The sequence below is a fragment of the Cohnella endophytica genome (assembly GCF_003628305.1).
GTDB lineage: Bacteria > Bacillota > Bacilli > Paenibacillales > Paenibacillaceae > Cohnella > Cohnella endophytica.
Genome location: NZ_RBZM01000014.1, coordinates 1 through 18,276, shown reverse-complemented (window position 1 = coordinate 18,276; position 18,276 = coordinate 1). Strand labels below are relative to the sequence as shown.

The window sequence follows — 18,276 nt, the reverse complement described above, 5'->3', positions numbered from 1 at the left end:
AAAGGAAGAGGGGGCGGATCGTGGCTTTTTATGTGCAATCGCTCATGGCCGGTATCGGAGGATTCATCCAATTTGTACTTTCCTTCGTCGGAATTTTTCTAGTGCTAAGGCTGGTTTACGCGCCCCGTAACCGCTGGTTGATTCAGCTGCGAGGATGGCGCGAACGGGGCACTCCGCGTTGGTGGTTAAAAATATGGCGAACGGATGCGATGAGCGTCGGCTTGCAAGAGAGAAGAATGCTCCTCTCGGGCTGCGGGATCCGTTATCCTCCGGAGTCCTATTTGGCTTATCGCCGATGCGCGCTCTTTGTCTTTCCGTTTCTCGGAGGAGGGGCGTACGTTGGGATGAATTGGGGGCTATTGAAGGCAACGGTCGGATGGAACGCGATTCTCGCGTTTCTTATCCTCTGTATATTGGCTGCCTCAGACAGATATTGGCTTCAATCTATCCGGAGATACCGAACGGACCGGATTAGGCGGGAAATCGTGGCGGTCAGCAGCCAATTGCTTTACTATACGGGCTCCAGACTTCATCTGCACGGCAAACTGATGAAATGCCTTGCTTTGACGCGGCACATTCGGGGCGAAATGGGACTGCTGTTAAACGAATGGTATCACGACGCCGATGCTGCGCTCAGACGCTTCAAGGAGCGACTCGGCACGGATGAAGCTTACGGCTTCGCGGAAAGCATGCGCTCGTTGCGTTTGAACGAGAGCGAAGAAATTTACGCGATGCTCCGCGAGATCGTAAGAGATTATAAAGCCCAGATCGAGCTCGCCAAGGACAGCCGCAAGGAGACGACATCTTACTTGTTGTTCGTATTGGCGGGCATACCGATATTGTACACGTTTCAAATTTTTCTATATCCATGGGTGCAGGAAGCGGCAAAGCTATTCGACGCTTTGAACCCTTAGAGAGGAGGGAAACGAATGCGCAACATTTTGATTACGGTTATGATGCTGATCGTTGTCGCTCTGATGTTCAATACGATCGTAGCGCAGGATAATACGGGCACGCGCGCCCGCATCGAGACGCACGGCAACACGGCCAATGCGACGCTCGGCAACTTGAAGCCTTAAGAAAGGGGGCGGCGATACAATGCGGCAGCTTCTCATGACCATGTTATTGATCGTCACGGTTGTTCTTATTTATTCCGGCTTCGCCCAGGGAAACGGGGGAGCTAACGAGCGTATCGCGGATTCCGGGAAGCGAATGGCGGATTTCATTAGCCGAATCAGTCCGTGAAGCAACTGCTCGTATTCGTGCTGTTCGCCGCGTTGTTCTGCTGGCTGATGTTCTCGCCCATTTACAAGCATGTACTTATCATTCGGCAGGCGCTTCTTCAGCAAGAAGCGGATTACATGCTCGAGATCGGAGCCAGCGGCAGATATGGGTACATCGATGGAAGCATGATCGCGGAATCGAGGGAGCGGCTGTCGCGGTATGGCTTCAACGCTCCGTCGCTTCAATATGAAGTGGCATCCACGACGGGAGCCGATGCGACAAATGCTTTCTCTCCGCTTTCAAGGGGGATCGGGATTCGACTACGAATCGCCTATCCGTACGATAACTTGCTGAACATCGACCGTTTAATCGGATTGGAGCCGCCTTCCTCGGACTCGCGAATATCGGGAAGCGGGATGAAGATGAGCGAATTCGTTCCCGCGGGATAAGAAGGGGAAGACGCTAATAATGGCTAAGCTGGTGTTCAGCGTGCTTATGATCGTGGTTTGGTGGACGCTCCATGCCTTGCAGATGGATGAAGAAGTCGCAATGGGCACCGTACATGAAGCGAAGCGCGCGATTGATCGCGCGGCGCATGCCGCAGCGCAGCAACTGGATCGGAACAAACTCGAGATGGGCGTGCTTTCCCTTCAACCGGAGTCCGCTCGAGGGGCGGCTTGGGACTATTTGCGAGGCAATCTTGCGCTCGACGCGGAACTGAACCCGCTCCCCGGTAGCTTCCTCCGCGAGGCGGCCGACGTACGGGCGTTCGTCGTCGTGAACGAGGACGAAGTTTTTCCGTATACGTACCGCAATTCGCAGTACGGGTACGAAGTCACTCTCGCGAGACCCGGCGTCGTGCTCATCGTTCACCTAGAATATCCCCGTCTATTCGGCGTCCTCGCCCCCGTGGAATGGGATCTTAAAGGCTCGGCAGAGCTTGTATATTGACTAAAAAATATTTAGCCCTTTACCAACAGGCTGTACCGTCTCTAAGACACGATTGGTCATTTCTGAACCTAATAAAGTTTCGATGACCCAAGATGATAGTACCTGTCCAGCGAGACATCCAGCTGCTGTGCTGATGTTGCCGTTGTTACAAAGCTCTCGTTGACCACTTCCACTCTAAATGAAACTAATTAATCTGCCGCGGTCGGATACGTTGTAGCCTGCTCACCGGTTAAGAACCCCATGGCTCCTAATAACAAAGCTCCTGAGCACATGGAACCGATTAATTGCTTGTCTGCCGAAAGTTTAAATCGGCTAAGATAAATTACGGTAAATGACCTCTTACTTTAATAGTCTAACCGTTAGATAAAGGCCTCCAACCCAATACGATAGTGGGACGGAGGTTTCTTTTATAAAGGTAAACGGACTAATAACCAGACCAATTCATTTAAGGTAGCCTCAGCCCGATTATATTTTGCGGTAAGGCTCGCAATTAAAGGAATGTTACTTGCAGTATGGAGATCGCGTGAGAAGAGGCTTGTAAGTAAAGATATGTTACTTGGAGTACGGAGAGAGCGTCCGAAGAGGCGTGCAGGTAAAGAAATGTTACTTGGAGTATGGGGAGCGCGTCCGAAGATTCGTGTAAGTAAAGGAATGTTACTTGGAGTATGGCCATATAGCCATTAATCGTATCCGCCCGAACCCTAAAACGCACCTATACCAGCATCCGCCCCGAATTCGGAAGTCCGCAACCCCGAAAGTTGACGCATTGCCTCGCTATTTGTTCTAATAATAGCGTGTAACGCAAGTCGCAAAGGGGCGCGAATAGAAGATGCATATCGACCCGCCACGGGAAGAGTGGCTGAATAGACAGCAAAGGCTGCAGGAACGCATGGCCCAAGTCGGACTGCAAGGCTGCCTGGTTTCCCAAAATGTCGGAATCTATTATTTCACCGGTTCGATGCAAACCGGTTATTTGTTCGTTCCCGTTGATGGGACGCCTACCTATTACGTAAGAAGAAGCTTAGCTCGGGCTCAAGCAGAGTCGCATGTCAGAACGGAGGAGTTAATTTCCTTCCGTACATTCGGTCAACAGCTGGCAACGGATTATCCGGAGGTATTCCCCCCTGAGACAAAAACCGTCGCTATTGGTGCGGATCTCGATGTTATGCCTGCGCAGCTTTATCTAAGGTTAACCGAAGCGATTCCGCAAGCGAGCCTGAAGGATGCCTCCGCGTTGCTCCGTATCGTCCGAAGCGTCAAATCCGCATTTGAAATAGAACGGATTTCCAATGCGGCGGCCATAGTCGCCAAGGCGTTGGAGTCCGGTATCGATGCGCTCAAGGAAGGGATGACCGAGCTGGAGCTCATGACGGTCATCGAGGGGGAGCTTCGCCGCGACGGTCACATCGGCCTAATGAGAATGAGAGGATACAACCAGGAAATCATGACCGGAGTCGTCGCTGCCGGGGATGCGGCCGCGGAGCCGACCTATTTCGACGGTCCCGCCGGCGGCCGAGGGCTAACTCCGGCCGGGCCGCAAAGCTCAAGCCGCCGACCTATCCGCCGCAACGAGCCGATTCTAATCGATATCGGTTGCTGCGTAGACGGCTACACGATCGACCAGACGCGTACGGCGGTAATCGGAGAGATGTCAACCGAGTTGCTCGCCGCTTACGAGACGGCGACGGCAATTATGAGGCATAGCGAAAAGCAGCTCCGGCCGGGGACGGCACCGGAGCAGCTCTATGCGGAAGCTTTAAGGATAGCGGAGGCTGCGGGACTTTCCGAACACTTCATGGGTTTCGGTCGCGATCAAGTCAAATTCCTCGGCCACGGTATCGGTCTTGAGATCGACGAGTGGCCCGTTCTCGCCCGAGGATTTCGCGATCCGCTCGAGCCGGGCATGACGATCGCCGTCGAGCCCAAATTCACGTTCCCGGGAGTCGGCGTCGTCGGCGTAGAGAACACCTACCTGATCACAGAAACCGGCTGCAGGCCGCTGACCGTTTCTCCGGAACGAATCTACTCCAAGCCCGCTCGGTAACGCCGACTCGCGCTTTATTTTTTCAGATGATAAGGCACGGTCGTTACGATCACGTTCTTGCGATAAAGCAAGCGCGTTCGGATCATGAGGCTGGTTTGATTGTGCAAAATATTGTGCCAGCCTTTCTTAGGAATGAATTGAGGGATGACGACCGTAACCTGGTAGTTGGATTCGCGCGCTTTGCGCTCGACGGTATCGACGAACTTCATTAGCGGCTGAATAATCGTTCGGTATGGCGAGTGCAACGTAACGAGACGGATGTCGGGCTGCCATTTTTTCCATTTTTCCACGAAAATCGTTTCGTCTTCCCGTTCGAAAGGAATGTAGACGGCGATGATCTGTTGAGCGGACAAGGACTTGGCGTAGTTAATCGAAGTTTCGACGACGTGCGTGAGTCCGGACACCGGGAGAATAAACACGTTCCCCTCGATCGGCATCGTCGGCTCGCATGTCGATAATCGCAATTGTTCGCCGACGGATTCGTAATGCTTTTTGATGCGATGGAAAATGAAAATAATTAGCGGCAAGAAAATAATAACCGACCAGACTTGCTCGAATTTCGTGATGAAGAACATCATGGAAACGGTAAAGCTGATAAGGGCTCCGATCGAATTAATAACGAGTTTGGATACCCAACCGGCCGGTTTGTGGCGAACCCATTTGACGATCATCCCCGTCTGCGACAAGGTGAACGGAATGAATACGCCGACGGCATACAGCGGAATTAAGTGCTCGGTTCGTCCATGGAATGAGATAATCAAAACGATGGATAGGAATCCCAGCATGATAATCCCGTTCGAATAGCCTAGCCGATCGCCTCTGGCCGTGAAGATTCTTGGAATGAATTTATCTTTGGCCAAATTGACCGCAAGCAACGGAAAAGCGGAATAGCCCGTATTCGCGGCAAGAATGAGGATCAATGCGGTCGTACCCTGGATAAAAAAGTACATGAAGTGCCTTCCGAAGGTTTGTTCCGCGATTTGCGAGACGACCGTTACCTCGACCTTGGGGGAGATGCCGTAATAATAAGCTAAATACACGATTCCCGAGAACAACACGGCCAACAAGCCGCCCATCGCGAGAAGCGTGCGCGAAGCGTTGATGGGAGCGGGATGCTTAAAGTTCGGAATGGCGTTGGAAATCGCCTCGACCCCCGTTAACGCGGAGCTTCCCGACGCGAAAGCTTTGAGCAGCAGGAACAGGCTGATTCCTGCCACCGGCGTGCCGATCGAAGCATGCAAATCCGGAGGTATCGAACCTGTAGCGATTTTGTAGATACCGACGCCGATCAACACGAACAGCGCGACCACGAACAAATATACGGGATAAGCCAAAATCGACGCGGACTCCGTAACCCCCCTTAGGTTCAGGATAGTTATAAAGATCACGAATACGCTGGCGATAAGCACGGTATGTTCATGCAAGCTGGGGAAAGCGGAGGTAATGGCGTCGGTACCCGCCGATACGCTTACCGCCACCGTTAAAATATAATCGACCAACAGGGATCCGCCGGATATTAAGCCGGGCAATACTCCGAGGTTTTCTTTGGAGACGACGTAAGCTCCGCCTCCATGCGGGTAAGCGTGAATAATTTGCCTGTAGGATAAAATCAGCGCCGTCAACAAGATCAATACGCCGATCGCGATCGGAATCGAATACCAGAAGGCCGTCGCGCCAACCGTAACCAGCACGATTAAGATTTGTTCCGGGCCGTAAGCGACCGAGGAAAGGGCATCCGAGGAAAGGATGGCCAGCGCCTTCGTTTTGTTCAATTTCTGTTCCCCTAAGGCAGTGGATTTCAAGGGGCGTCCGATTAATAATCTTTTGATCGTAGATAACATGCCTTTTCACCGCCAAATATGCTTGATAATGTGCATGGTGTTAATGTTTCCGTTAAACCGATTTTCACCACAAAAAAACCGCAGAGGAATCCCTGCGGTCGTAATCGAACCGAAGTTGTTTCACCCTCTAAAGACGCTTACGAGGTTAGCTGACGGATTCGGGCGTTAGAGTCGCCCTACTGCGGCACCGGTTTACGGCGTCGCTGATTCACCCCATTTGGCGATCGAACGAATCGATGCCGGTGGTTCCCCCGATTTTCAATTGAAAATTCAGCGTTAACGGATATATGAACTAACTGGAATGATCATATTCCCTCATGCCCCTTCCTGTAAAACCTCGATTTCAGCCAAATAACCGCGATTAAGTCGCGTTCTAATCATGAATGCGCATACAAGGCTTCAACTCTGATCATAGCCCCTTAAATGAGGCCATATCGAGTAACTGGCAAAACTTCCAATCGACAGGATTTGCATAGAGGAATCGTTTTTTAGTAGGATAGGAAATAAGATCGGAAAGATAGAAAGGGGAGAATCGGTATGCTGAAGCTTGGGGAGAAAATCGTCATCGTGGGTGACCGGTTTGAGCAGAACTTGCCTCTAGGCGAATATGGGTACGTGATCGCTTACGATCGCAACAACGATAGCGCGTTTGATTATATTATTCGGGTACCGGTAGCTAACCGGCAATTCTATGTACCCTGCGAAGATATCGAATTGGAAGAGACGTTGCTCGAACTGGAAGTAGATAGGATCGAGAGGGAAGCGCTCATCGACTTCGCTTTGGTAACCCGTAACGAGGAGCTGTTCAAACACATCATGAACGGCGGCCGAGAGGAAGAGCAGCCCGTCGAAGAAACGGGCAAGGAAGCGCTGAGTCGCGAGGAGTTTATCCGGCAAGTGAACTTGAAAGCTTGGATATAAGCCCGGCCATAGCCCAAAAAGCTCCGGCAGGCAGAAGGACGTATGGGACTGATCCCGTATGTCCTTCAGCCTGCCGGAGCTTTTATTATTAATATACACCTGCGGGGACGGCGGAAGGGACGGGCATGGCCCTGCCGAACAAGTACCCTTGGAATAACGGAACGCCGGCTTGACGCAAGTAATCCCACTCGGCTTCCCGTTCCACGCCTTCCGCGAGAACGACGCCGTTAAATCGCGAAACGCGGTCCAGCAAATTGTGAATATATCGCTGTTTGCCCGGGTCCTTATCGCAACCGCTTATCCATCTGCGGTCCATCTTCACGTAATCCGGTTGCAATAGTTCGACCGCGTTTAACGTGGCGAAGCCGCTTCCGACATCGTCGAGAGCGAGCCTTGCGCCTTGTCTCCGATAGACGTCGAATACATCCGATAACCTAGGATCGTCCAGCGGCTCCGTTTCGATCACTTCGAAAACATAGTCGCCCGGATCGGTACCCACTTCCTTCATGAGCTCGAAAGTTCCTTGCAGGCAAGCCGAAGGGCGATGCAGCGAAGAAGGCAGAAAATTAATGAATCTTTTTACGCCTTCCTGCAGATGCGACGCGCCCATGCGGATGGCCGATTGCCTTGCGGCCCGATCCAAGAAGGAATGCTGACCGATTTTGCGAGCCTTATCGAACAATTCCGCGGGTCGGAAAGGCATCTGCTCCGGCATAGGCCGCAAAAGGAATTCGTATCCGACTACGTTACCGTTCAGTTGCACGATGGGCTGAAGGTAAGTCGTAAATAAACGATACAAGATCGTTTCGGAGACGCTTTTTCCGCCGACTTCGCCGAACAATCCGCTTAGAGGGAACCATCCATCCGAAGCATGTTGATCATTTTCCGCGTTGTTATCCGAATCGCAAGATATTCTGCATCGAACGCTCTCCGCGTCCCCCACGGGTAATTTCCTCTGCAGTTTGCTCATTAACATAAGCAATTGCTGCGAATTATCATAACGCGCGGAAAGCGGTGGTTGTTCATGGCTAGCGAATTCCTCGATCGCGTTGCCGATGATTCGACGCGAGGCCATGTCATCCGCCGCGAATTCCACGAGACCGAAATCCTTTAAAGGGGCGGTGGAGAACAAATCATGGTATCTGGACATCGTATCCCTCCTCGCCTGATCTTAGATAGCTATTTTACCCATTTCGACAAGCTTTGAAGCGTTCAACACTCATTGAGTTCCCTTAGTTTGTCCGATATAATGAAAAGAATGAGCGGAATTGTGGAAATAAGGAGGGTTATACAAGCATGAGTATCACGATTAAAGATGTCGAGCATGTAGCTAATCTGGCGCGCTTGGAACTGTCGGACACGGAGAAGGAACAATTCGCCGGCCAGTTAAACGCCATTCTTAAATACGCCGAGAAGCTGAACGAACTGGATACGGAAGGAATCGAGCCTACCAGCCACGTACTGCCTCTAGCCAACGTTATGAGGGAGGACGTCGTGAAGCCTTCCTGGCCGATCGAGAAAGTATTACTCAACGCTCCGGAAGACGAGGAAGGGCAATTCAAAGTGCCCGCGGTTCTGGAATAAAGATTAGGAGGAGCACAGTATGTCGGTTTTTGATTTGAGATTACCCGAATTACATAATCGCCTTCAAAATAAACAATTATCCGTCAGCGAGTTGGTCGATCAATCGCTTAAACGAATTTCCGATACGGACGGCCGAATCGGCGCGTTCCTTGCTCTGAACGAGGACGGAGCCCGCAAGGAAGCTCTCGCGTTGGATGCGCAACTGGCTGCCGGAGGAGAGCGCGGTTTGCTGTTCGGCGTGCCTGCGGGCATTAAAGACAATATCGTTACCGAAGGGCTGCGTACGACGTGCGGCTCCAAGTTCTTGGAGAACCACGATCCGATCTATGACGCTGCGGTCGTTACGAAGCTTCGCGCGGCGCAATCCGTCACGATCGGCAAGCTGAATATGGACGAATTCGCGATGGGCGGATCTAACGAGAACTCCGCTTACCGCGCGGTTCGCAACCCTTGGGACCTGGATCGCGTACCCGGCGGCTCCAGCGGGGGGTCCGCGGCATCCGTGGCGGCGGGTCAAGTTTACTTCGCCCTCGGTTCCGATACGGGCGGTTCGATCCGCCAGCCGGCCGCTTATTGCGGCGTCGTCGGATTGAAACCGACCTACGGCCTAGTTTCGCGTTTCGGGCTCGTGGCATTCGCCTCCTCGCTCGATCAGATCGGTCCGATTACGAAAAACGTAGAAGATTCCGCTTTCGTGCTGCAAGCGATCGCAGGACACGACTCGCGCGATACCACTTCGGCGAATGTTGACGTACCGGATTATTTGTCCGCATTGACCGGAGACGTCAAAGGCTTGCGCATCGGCGTTCCCAAGGAGTACCTCGGACAAGGCATCGACCCGCAGGTGAAGGAACGCGTGCTGGAAGCGCTACGAGTGTTCGAATCGATGGGCGCGACATGGGACGAAGTCTCCCTTCCGCATACGGATTATGCCGTCGCGACCTATTATTTGCTCGCGTCGTCGGAAGCCTCCTCCAACCTCGCCCGGTTCGACGGCGTCCGTTACGGCGTCCGCGCCGACAATCCGGCGAACCTACTCGACCTTTACCGCCGTTCGCGGAGCGAAGGATTCGGACCGGAAGTGAAACGCAGGATCATGTTAGGTACCTATGCGTTAAGCTCGGGCTATTATGACGCTTATTATAAGAAAGCTCAGCAAGTTCGCACCTTGATCAAGCAAGACTTCGATCAAGTGTTCGAGAAGTATGACCTGATCGTCGGCCCTACGGCTCCCACTCCGGCATTTAAGCTCGGCGAGCAAGTGGGCGATCCGCTGACGATGTACTTAAACGATATTTGCACGATCCCCGTCAGCTTGGCGGGTGTGCCCGCCATCAGTATCCCTTGCGGAACGGCGGAAGGATTGCCGGTCGGATTACAGATCATCGGCAAGCCTTTCGACGAAAGCACGGTATTAAGGGCGGCGCACGCATTCGAAAGCCAAACCGGGTTCCACGACCTGCGTCCGGCACTGTCTTAGGAGGAGCGCGTTATGTCCAAATACGAAACGGTCGTCGGCCTTGAGGTACACGTCGAGCTGCATACGAAATCCAAGATTTTCTGCGGCTGCTCGACGTCCTTCGGCGCACCGCCCAATACGCATACATGCCCGGTTTGCCTGGGCCACCCCGGCGTTCTGCCGGTACTGAACCGCCAAGCCGTCGAATACGCCATGAAAGCCGCAATGGCGATTAATTGCGAAGTCGCGGAATGGTGCAAATTCGACCGAAAAAACTATTTCTACCCGGATTCGCCGAAAGCTTATCAAATTTCTCAATTCGACCAGCCGATCGGCCAGAACGGCTGGATCGATATCGAAGTGAACGGCAAAACCAAACGGATCGGCATTACGCGCCTGCATCTGGAAGAAGACGCGGGCAAACTGACGCACATCGAAGGCGGTTTCGGTTCATTGGTCGATTTGAATCGCGTAGGTACGCCTCTTATCGAGATCGTGTCCGAGCCGGATCTTCGGTCTCCCGAGGAAGCGAAAGCTTATCTGGAGAAGCTGCGCGCCATCATGCAGTATTGCGACGTCTCCGACGTCAAGATGGAAGAGGGCAGCCTGCGTTGCGACGCCAATATCAGTATCCGCCCTTACGGTCAGGAGAAATTCGGCATCCGCGCGGAGCTAAAGAACATGAACTCCTTCCGCGGCGTACAACGCGGACTCGAATACGAGGAGCTGCGTCAGGCGGATATTCTCGACGGCGGCGGCATCGTCGTGCAAGAAACTCGTCGGTGGGACGAATCCCAAGGGAAAACGTTCAGCATGCGAGGCAAAGAAGAAGCGCACGATTACCGCTACTTCCCGGATCCGGATCTCGTCCGCTTACACATCGACTCGGAATGGAAAGCGCGCGTCAAGGCTTCTATTCCGGAGCTCCCCGATGCCCGACAAGCGCGCTATATCGAGCAATTCGGGTTGTCCTCCTATGATGCCGGCGTACTGACGGCTTCGATGAAGCTCGCCGATTTCTTCGAGGAAAGCCTGAAGCATACGAGCGACGCGAAAGCTTCCGCCAACTGGATCATGGGGGATTTACTCGGTTATTTGAACGCGAACAACCAAGAACTCGGAGACGTGAAGATCACCGGCCAAGGTTTGGGCGAGATGATCCAGCTCATCGAGAAGGGTACGATCAGCACGAAGATCGCCAAGACCGTATTCAAGGGGCTGCTCGAGACGGGAAAATCTCCGCAGCAGATCGTCGAAGAACAAGGCTTGGTTCAGATCAGCGACGAAGGCGCCATCTTGTCGATCGTCGACTCGGTCATCGCGGCCAATCCGCAATCCGTCGAGGACTTCCGTAACGGCAAAGAAAAAGCGATCGGTTTCCTAGTCGGTCAAATCATGAAAGAAACGAAGGGCAAGGCGAACCCGGGGCTCGTCAACAAATTGCTCGTCGAACGCTTGAACGCATAGGGATCAACAAGAAACGGCAAATTCGCTCTCGCGGCGGGTTTGTCGTTTTGTTCAATCATTCGGTCACTAAAGGAGCGTAACGGTTTTGGAGATTATTTCTCTGGATATTAAGGATCGCGATACGGCCGAGGCGATATGGGCGCTTCAGCATCCTGCATATCGCTCGGAAGCGGCTTTGATCGGAGTGACGGATCTGCCCCCGCTTCGCGATACGGTAGAGTCATTGCAAGCGTGCGGAGAAACCTTTTTAGGCTGCAGGGATGAGGACGGGGAGTTGAACGGGGCTATATCCTACGAACAAGATTCGGACAGCGCCGAACCCGATCATTATACGATTTGCAGATTAATGGTTCATCCCGACGTTCATCGCCAAGGGATCGGCAGAAAACTATTGGATCGGTTGTTATCCGAACGACCGCCGGGTTCCCGCTGGACGGTGACCGCCGAAATCCGCAATACGCCGGCGTTGTCCCTTTATGGGCGATTCGGCTTCGTGGCTCGGGATTCGTTTAAGCCGATACCCGACATCGAGTTGTTGCGGCTTGTGAGAATGCCTTTATCGACTTAAATAAACCGTTTCATCTCCGACCAAAGCCTAGGTTTTGTCCCCGCCGATAAACCATTGTAAGGTCTATTTCCCCCATGCTACAATGATGAAAATAATATGACGGTAGGGATGCGCATGCACAGTCCATGGGAAATCGATAACGTGCATCTGGTCATTCGGCTCCTCTTGTCCGTCATTCTTGGCGGGCTTATCGGTTTCGAGAGGGAGCGCAAGAACCATGCGGCCGGCTTGCGAACGCATACGCTCGTATGCCTGGGTTCTTGTTTGCTTATGATTCTTTCGATGTACGGGTTCGCGGATTTCGTGAATGAGCCCAACGTACGATTGGATCCTGCTCGATTGGCGGCCCAAGTCATAACGGGCGTCGGGTTTCTAGGTGCGGGTACGATTCTGTTTACGGGCAAGTCCATTACGGGTTTAACGACGGCCGCCTCGATCTGGGTCGTTATGGCGATCGGTTTGACCGTCGGAGCCGGTTTTTATTTACCTGCCGTACTATCGGTCTTCATGGTATTGCTTATTCTATGGGGTTTAAACATCGTAGAGAGACGTTATGTCAATAACCGCGGCGAATGCACGTTTATCATTACGGTATCCGGAGACGCGGAGCTTACCGCGCCGATCGCGGGTTTTCAAGCCGTGTTGACCGGACATCGCGCCAAGCTGGTCAAAGTACGTTTCATCGACATGGACGAAGCGATGGATGGACCGTTATATAGACTGCAACGCGTCGTCATAACGGCAATATTGCCCCATAGGGAGCAGTTGTTGTTTATCGCCGATGAATTCAATCGGATGCCCGAGGTTAGAGCCGTTGCGGCGGAATAGCAAAGTCGGAGGGATTAAGGATGAAAAAACCGGAGGAATGGGACGCGGGAAGCGATTATCCGCTGCCGCCTAGCCCTGACGGAGAACCGATGAATCAGGAGCCCTGGCCGGGATATGGCCCCGTACCGGGGTATCCGAGGGAAGGTCATTCGCGGATACCGAACAAAAAGAACTGGATCGCCGGGTTATTGGCGTTTCTAGTGCCGGGAATCGGGCATATGTATTTAGGGCGCATGCTAAAAGGAATCGTCCTTATGCTGCTCGTCGCATTGGACATCGTGGCCATTGTTTATGCTTCCTTAGAAAAGGAAAACGTGTTCGCTATCGTGCTGCTTAGCGTCCTCCTGCCGGTCGTCTATTTCTATAATCTCTTCGATGCGATTAAGGGATCGGGCTTCGACCCTAATTACCGATACGCGAAGCGTAAGAAGTGGGTAGCGGGATTGCTGGCGTTCTTGGTCCCGGGAATCGGACATATGTATTTAAGGCTTATGGTGAAGGGTATCGTCCTTATGGTTCTCATCGCTCTCGATATTTCGGCGATCGTATATGTGTCGGTGGACGGCAACAATGTTTTATCGATCGTGCTGCTTAGCCTGTTATTGCCGATTATTTATTTCTATAGCTTGTTCGATGCGATACAGAGTACCGACTACGTGAACGATCGTAATGCGTTTGCCGCTGCCCACCCGCCGATGGCTCCGGGCAGAGGGTTTAACGCGAGTTCGATCGAAGAGAGCCTGGCTCGCGGAGTTCCCCCGCTCGGAATCATGTTTTTGTCGATAATCGGAGTCGTCATTCTAATTATGGCGGGTGCAAAATGGACGAACTGGCTGTTTCATTCCTTCAGTTCGATGCTAGGCGCCATCATTTTGATAGGAGCGGGTGTCGGATTGTGGATTTGGGAGACTCGAGGACCCCAGCGCAAAGGAAACTGAAGCGGGAAAAAGCCCTGCGATCACGGCGAGGAATGAGCGGGGATGGATATTCCATTGACAATGGCCAAATTCGAACCGTAGAATAAAGCTATATTCAACTTCATCGCGCAGACGATATACGAGAAAGGCTGTGAGAGCATGGAATCCAAGGTCGAGCATGCCGTGGACCAGCTCAAATCCGGCGGAGTCCGGATGACTCCTCAAAGGTATGCGATACTTCAATTTTTAATGGAGTCCTATACCCATCCTACCGCGGACGACATTTTTCGCGCGTTATCTCCGCAGTATCCGAGTTTGAGCGTTGCGACCGTATATAACAATTTAAAGGTTTTCGTAGATGCCGGACTCGTTCGGGAACTTACCTATGGAGACGATTCCAGCCGTTTCGACGCGGATATGTCGGACCATTATCACGTGACATGCACGAATTGCGGGACGATCGTCGATTTTGACCATCCGCAGGTGAAGGAAGTCGAACATGCCGCGATCGCTTCGACGGGGTTCAGCGTTTTCGGACATCGGTTGGAGATTTACGGTTTGTGCCCATCCTGTAAAGGCATGCATTCCTGAACGAACAAAGAAGTTTGATTAAAGCACGCGGGGATTTTATGCCTTGACGTGCTTTTTTAATACGCCGGAGATAAGACAAACTGCCTTGTTGCAGAAGACAATGACGCAACTTTCATGCGGATTGAATCGTTAACTTAGAGGACAAGCCAAGCAGCTAGAACTGCGGAAATGGAGAGTGAAAGGAATTGAATACCGATCTTATGACCGGCCCGCGCCGAACGCGCAGACGATCCGGCCGATGGATGATGTTCTTGCTGCTCTTCGTCGCCGCCGCCGCAGCCGTTATCTGGTGGAAAACGGAAAATTCGGCCAACACTTCTTACGTAAAACCGGAGTACTCCGTTAATCCTCATGCGATTATGGTACAGGGCAAATGGACCGAAGAATACGCTCAAGGTACCGCCGAAGGGTTACTTATACCTCTAACGATTGCCCAGCAGTTGATGGGAGATGGCATACGCTACGAAGAGAAGACGGAAACGATCATCTTAACGACCGACTCTAAAGTGTTGCAATTCAAGACGGGACAACTCGATGCCACGCTAAATCGGAAACCTTTCTCGTTGCAATTCGCCGCGAAGAAAATCGGTGACAAGCTGTACTTGCCTATGGCTCCTCTAACCGAATTGTTCGGCCTTCACGCGGAAGTCGGAGAGCCTTCGGGCATCGTTTCTCTGTTCTTGCCGGGAGAAGCGATTCAACATGCCGGAGTTCCCGAGACGAAGAAGAAGGGCATCCAGTTGCGGGAAGGACCGAACAAGTCGTTCGCGATCATCGAGGATTTGCCTTCGGGATCGGATTTGCGCTTGTGGGGGGAAGAGGACGGATGGTACAAGGCGGAATCCAAAGCGGGCAACATCGGCTATGTCTCCAAAGGGGCCGTATCTTTGTTAACCGTTGAGAAGATTCCCGCGGCCGCCGAACCGGAGGATGCCTTCGTTGCTTGGAAAGGGAACGGACAACGGATTAATTTGACTTGGGAAGCCGTATATTCAGCCAATCCGGATACGTCCAAGATCGGAGAACTGAAGGGCGTTAACGTGGTTAGCCCGAGCTGGTTCGAGCTGATGGACGGTACTGGCAAAGTTCGGAGCAATGCGGATGCAGCCTATTCCGCTTGGGCGCATTCGAAAGGAATGCAAGTATGGGGGATGTTCAGCAACGGTTTTGAGCCGGATCGTACGCATGCCGCGCTATCTTCCTACGAAACGCGTTTTGAGATGATCCAACAAATGCTCGCCTATGCGAAGGCGTTTAAACTGCAAGGGGTCAATATCGATTTCGAGAACGTATATACGAAGGATATGGACAACTTGGTGCAGTTCGTTCGAGAGATGACTCCGCTTCTTCACGAGCAGAATCTCGTCGTTTCGATAGACGTTACGCCGAAATCCAATAGCGAAATGTGGTCGGCGTTTCTGGATAGAGAACGACTCGCGCCGGTCGTGGACTTCATGATGGTCATGGCGTACGACGAACATTGGGCGTCCAGTCCCCAAGCGGGCTCGGTATCCTCGCTGTCGTGGGCGGAAAATTCCGTGAAGCGGATATTGCAGGAAGATAAGGTGCCGTCTCGAAAGCTGATCTTGGGCGTACCGTTCTACACAAGGATCTGGACGGAGGAGCCGGATGGCAAAGGCGGGGTGAAAGTTTCTTCGAAAACGATGAGCATGGATGCGGTTAATGCCTTAATCGCGGAGAAAAAGCTGAAACCGACGTTATCGGAGGAAACCGGCCAACAATACGTGGAATTTAAAGAGGGTCAGACGGTCAAGAAAATATGGATAGAGGACGCGAATTCAATACAAGCAAGGGCGGAACTGGCTAAATCCTATCAATTGGCGGGAGTCGCTTCTTGGAGGCGCGGATTCGAATCGAAGGATGTTTGGGAAGCGCTCGATCAAACGCTGCAAAGCAGACCTTAAAGCATTGGAAAACAACAAAACCCTCCGGATATCGATCCGGAGGGTTTTACGTATCGTCTGTTTAGGGTTGGACTTGAACGTGCGACCCGTCAGCAACGGGAGCGCCTTCGCTTGCCAGTGTCGGATCGGACGTGAGTATCGTATGACAGTACATGCAGCGGTCCGTTTTTCCGAGCATCTTCGTTCTTTTTCCGCATTCCGGACAATCGATAACCGGGGCGCTCGTGGAGAGCATACCTACATAGAAGTAAATGCCCATGCTCACGAAGCAGCTAATGATCCCGAATACCATGAATACGGCCGCAATAATTTTTCCGACGGCTCCGAAGAGCAGAATACCGCTTGTTCCGAAAACCATGATTCCCATGCCGACGAACACGAGGAGCAAACCCCAAGTGCGCATCGTCGATATTTTACTCGCTTTCCATTTCATGTTGTTATCTCCCATCTTGAACTCATGTCCCGGCACTCAGCAGGAATCATGAGATCGGTTGTAGAACTAGACCTTACTCGTAAAATTAATTATAGCTCACATTTGTGGGACAGACCACCTTGGAACGGCTCCGCCTGGACCGAAACTTATGAGGATGTGAAAAGAGTGGCTCATATGGGCAACAAGGAATCGTTTTATCTAGATCGGCTTGGCAAGGAAGAAGGTATCATTAGCCTTCTTCTTGTGGCGAATCCATTTTCCTATCAACCGCTGATCGATGGAATGGACAGATTGGCGTTGATCGTCAAAAAATCCATCGGCACGGGCAAAGATTCCGAGCATTGGATGTGGAACGATCATCGTATCCTGGTCAGACGCGCGACTCCGGAGTTATTGGAAAGCTGGATCGTGAGCGGAAACCCCCGGAACGTGATTTATTGGCTCGTGCAGGGTGAGGTTTTGATCGATCAGGATAATTACATAACGGGACTGCGGAGCCGATTAATGGAATGGTCTCCGCTTTTGCGCGAGCAAAAGCTGCTTAGCGAGTTTTCCCGGTTCGTTCGGTCGTATTTGCAGGCAAAGCAGGATCTGAAGGATGGCCGGGAGCTAGACGCGTATTCCAACATACTCGCTTCTTTGCATTTTTGGGCGCATATCGTATTAGTAGAAGAAGGCATGCATCCGGAGTTGACGGTATGGGAACAGATGCGCAGGGTGAATCCCGGCATATATAAGTTGTTCGAAGAGCTTACGACTAGCAGGGAGACGTTGGAGCAACGAATTCAACTCGTATTGCTGGCATGCGAGTTTTCTATTCTTAATAAGATGGAATCTTCGTGCGCGCTGCTCATCAGGTTAATCGAGAGCAGGGACGAACCCTGGACGCCTCCCGAACTGCAGCAGCATCCGGATCTGGCGGGCTTATCGTTGGAGCTGTCCGTCCTGCTGCAGAAGCTTGTTAGCCGGGGATGCATACTCGAAGTTGCCAAGAGCGCGCAGCCGTCGATGCATGGATTATTGGAGCTGAAATATGCCGCCGCAAAAGGATATTAAACGAATTAAAAAAATGTCGAAAAAACTGTTGACTCTAGGCGCGGTTCTGTGATAAATTATATCTCGCCGCTGAAAAAGACTTAAGACGCGGACACAGCGAAAAACGAAAATGCAAAAAGAAATTGAAAAAAACACTTGCATTGATGAAACGAACTGTGGTATATTATAAAAGTCGCCGTTAGCGCGGACGACGAAAAACGAAACACAAATTGTTCTTTGAAAACTGAACATTGAGCGTAAGAAACAAACAAACGTCGAGGTCGACTTTCGAGTCGGCGGAGACAAACCAGCAATACAGATTGAGCCTCAAAAGGCTCTGTAATACGAAGCTTCGGCTTCAACTATTATGGAGAGTTTGATCCTGGCTCAGGACGAACGCTGGCGGCGTGCCTAATACATGCAAGTCGAACGAATCTAGAAGTTAGCTTGCTAACTTCTAGGTTAGTGGCGGACGGGTGAGTAACACG

At 52.0% G+C, this 18,276-nt stretch carries 19 protein-coding genes, 1 rRNA gene, 1 pseudogene and 1 riboswitch; of the genes and pseudogenes, 17 read left to right on the top strand and 4 right to left on the bottom strand.

Going from position 1 to position 18,276, the window contains the following annotated elements; genetic code table 11:
• The first annotated feature begins 20 nt into the window (after positions 1 to 20).
• Genes D7Z26_RS24985 through D7Z26_RS24975 form a run of 5 tightly spaced genes read left to right on the top strand, consistent with a single transcriptional unit; the run spans position 21 to position 2,175 of the window.
• Positions 21 to 914 (top strand): hypothetical protein, encoded by an 894-nt coding sequence (locus D7Z26_RS24985; protein WP_120979761.1) that lies wholly within the window; start codon positions 21 to 23, stop codon positions 912 to 914.
• 15 nt (positions 915 to 929) lie between these two features.
• Positions 930 to 1,079, top strand: a complete 150-nt coding sequence (locus D7Z26_RS27610; RefSeq protein ID WP_199731779.1) for a hypothetical protein — start codon at positions 930 to 932, stop codon at positions 1,077 to 1,079.
• A gap of 19 nt (positions 1,080 to 1,098) precedes the next feature.
• A complete protein-coding gene (locus D7Z26_RS27375; RefSeq protein ID WP_158602437.1) occupies positions 1,099 to 1,245 on the top strand; it encodes a hypothetical protein in 147 nt (48 codons plus the stop codon).
• On the top strand, positions 1,242 to 1,673 hold the full coding sequence (locus D7Z26_RS24980; protein ID WP_120979760.1) for a hypothetical protein: 432 nt from the start codon (positions 1,242 to 1,244) through the stop codon (positions 1,671 to 1,673). Before D7Z26_RS27375 ends, D7Z26_RS24980 begins: the two co-directional genes overlap by 4 nt.
• A gap of 19 nt (positions 1,674 to 1,692) precedes the next feature.
• The gene (locus D7Z26_RS24975; RefSeq protein WP_120979759.1) at positions 1,693 to 2,175 is read left to right on the top strand and encodes a hypothetical protein; all 483 of its coding nucleotides are present in this window, start codon (positions 1,693 to 1,695) and stop codon (positions 2,173 to 2,175) included.
• Here D7Z26_RS24975 and D7Z26_RS27890 read toward each other — a convergent pair.
• A pseudogene (locus D7Z26_RS27890) lies at positions 2,176 to 2,495 on the bottom strand (DJ-1/PfpI family protein); the annotation flags it as partial.
• Between the two features lie 509 nt (positions 2,496 to 3,004).
• Between D7Z26_RS27890 and D7Z26_RS24965 the strand changes: the two are divergent.
• A complete protein-coding gene (locus tag D7Z26_RS24965) occupies positions 3,005 to 4,219 on the top strand; it encodes a M24 family metallopeptidase (RefSeq protein WP_120979758.1) in 1,215 nt (404 codons plus the stop codon).
• A 14-nt stretch (positions 4,220 to 4,233) separates the two neighbouring features.
• On the opposite strand, the gene D7Z26_RS24960 is transcribed toward D7Z26_RS24965, so the two are convergent.
• Entirely contained in the window at positions 4,234 to 6,060 is a 1,827-nt protein-coding gene (locus tag D7Z26_RS24960; RefSeq protein WP_120979757.1) for an APC family permease, read from the bottom strand.
• 118 nt (positions 6,061 to 6,178) lie between these two features.
• Positions 6,179 to 6,346: riboswitch (cyclic di-AMP (ydaO/yuaA leader) on the bottom strand.
• A gap of 251 nt (positions 6,347 to 6,597) precedes the next feature.
• Here D7Z26_RS24960 and D7Z26_RS24955 point away from each other — a divergent pair.
• Positions 6,598 to 6,981, top strand: coding sequence for an ATPase (locus D7Z26_RS24955; RefSeq protein ID WP_120979756.1), 384 nt, complete (start codon positions 6,598 to 6,600; stop codon positions 6,979 to 6,981).
• 88 nt (positions 6,982 to 7,069) lie between these two features.
• Here D7Z26_RS24955 and D7Z26_RS24950 read toward each other — a convergent pair whose 3' ends face one another.
• Positions 7,070 to 8,131, bottom strand: coding sequence for an EAL domain-containing protein (locus tag D7Z26_RS24950; RefSeq protein WP_120979755.1), 1,062 nt, complete (start codon positions 8,129 to 8,131; stop codon positions 7,070 to 7,072).
• A gap of 146 nt (positions 8,132 to 8,277) precedes the next feature.
• On the opposite strand from D7Z26_RS24950, the gene gatC reads away from it, so the two are divergent.
• From gatC to D7Z26_RS24910, 8 genes are all read left to right on the top strand, one after another.
• Positions 8,278 to 8,565 (top strand): Asp-tRNA(Asn)/Glu-tRNA(Gln) amidotransferase subunit GatC, encoded by a 288-nt coding sequence (gatC, locus tag D7Z26_RS24945; protein WP_120979754.1) that lies wholly within the window; start codon positions 8,278 to 8,280, stop codon positions 8,563 to 8,565.
• Between the two features lie 19 nt (positions 8,566 to 8,584).
• On the top strand, positions 8,585 to 10,045 hold the full coding sequence (gatA, locus tag D7Z26_RS24940; protein ID WP_120979753.1) for an Asp-tRNA(Asn)/Glu-tRNA(Gln) amidotransferase subunit GatA: 1,461 nt from the start codon (positions 8,585 to 8,587) through the stop codon (positions 10,043 to 10,045).
• A 12-nt stretch (positions 10,046 to 10,057) separates the two neighbouring features.
• Complete coding sequence (gene gatB / locus D7Z26_RS24935) at positions 10,058 to 11,491, top strand: Asp-tRNA(Asn)/Glu-tRNA(Gln) amidotransferase subunit GatB (RefSeq protein WP_120979752.1); 1,434 nt, start codon at positions 10,058 to 10,060, stop codon at positions 11,489 to 11,491.
• Between the two features lie 85 nt (positions 11,492 to 11,576).
• A complete protein-coding gene (locus D7Z26_RS24930; RefSeq protein WP_120979751.1) occupies positions 11,577 to 12,059 on the top strand; it encodes a GNAT family N-acetyltransferase in 483 nt (160 codons plus the stop codon).
• A 114-nt stretch (positions 12,060 to 12,173) separates the two neighbouring features.
• On the top strand, positions 12,174 to 12,887 hold the full coding sequence (locus tag D7Z26_RS24925; RefSeq protein WP_120979833.1) for an MgtC/SapB family protein: 714 nt from the start codon (positions 12,174 to 12,176) through the stop codon (positions 12,885 to 12,887).
• 20 nt (positions 12,888 to 12,907) lie between these two features.
• Positions 12,908 to 13,825: a DUF6677 family protein gene (locus D7Z26_RS24920; protein WP_120979750.1), complete on the top strand. Its 918-nt coding sequence runs from the start codon at positions 12,908 to 12,910 to the stop codon at positions 13,823 to 13,825.
• Between the two features lie 138 nt (positions 13,826 to 13,963).
• Positions 13,964 to 14,395 carry a Fur family transcriptional regulator gene (locus D7Z26_RS24915; protein WP_120979749.1) on the top strand — a complete coding sequence of 144 codons (432 nt, stop codon included), beginning with the start codon at positions 13,964 to 13,966 and terminating at the stop codon, positions 14,393 to 14,395.
• A 185-nt stretch (positions 14,396 to 14,580) separates the two neighbouring features.
• Positions 14,581 to 16,320 carry a glycosyl hydrolase family 18 protein gene (locus D7Z26_RS24910; protein ID WP_233567195.1) on the top strand — a complete coding sequence of 580 codons (1,740 nt, stop codon included), beginning with the start codon at positions 14,581 to 14,583 and terminating at the stop codon, positions 16,318 to 16,320.
• Between the two features lie 61 nt (positions 16,321 to 16,381).
• Here the strand turns inward: D7Z26_RS24910 and D7Z26_RS24905 are convergent, their stop codons facing one another.
• Entirely contained in the window at positions 16,382 to 16,753 is a 372-nt protein-coding gene (locus D7Z26_RS24905; RefSeq protein ID WP_120979748.1) for a DUF2614 family zinc ribbon-containing protein, read from the bottom strand.
• Positions 16,754 to 16,927: 174 nt separating this feature from the next.
• On the opposite strand from D7Z26_RS24905, the gene D7Z26_RS24900 reads away from it, so the two are divergent.
• Both D7Z26_RS24900 and D7Z26_RS24895 read left to right on the top strand, forming a co-directional pair.
• Positions 16,928 to 17,809 (top strand): nucleotidyltransferase-like protein, encoded by an 882-nt coding sequence (locus D7Z26_RS24900; RefSeq protein ID WP_120979747.1) that lies wholly within the window; start codon positions 16,928 to 16,930, stop codon positions 17,807 to 17,809.
• 343 nt (positions 17,810 to 18,152) lie between these two features.
• Positions 18,153 to 18,276 (top strand): 16S ribosomal RNA (locus D7Z26_RS24895); the annotation flags it as partial.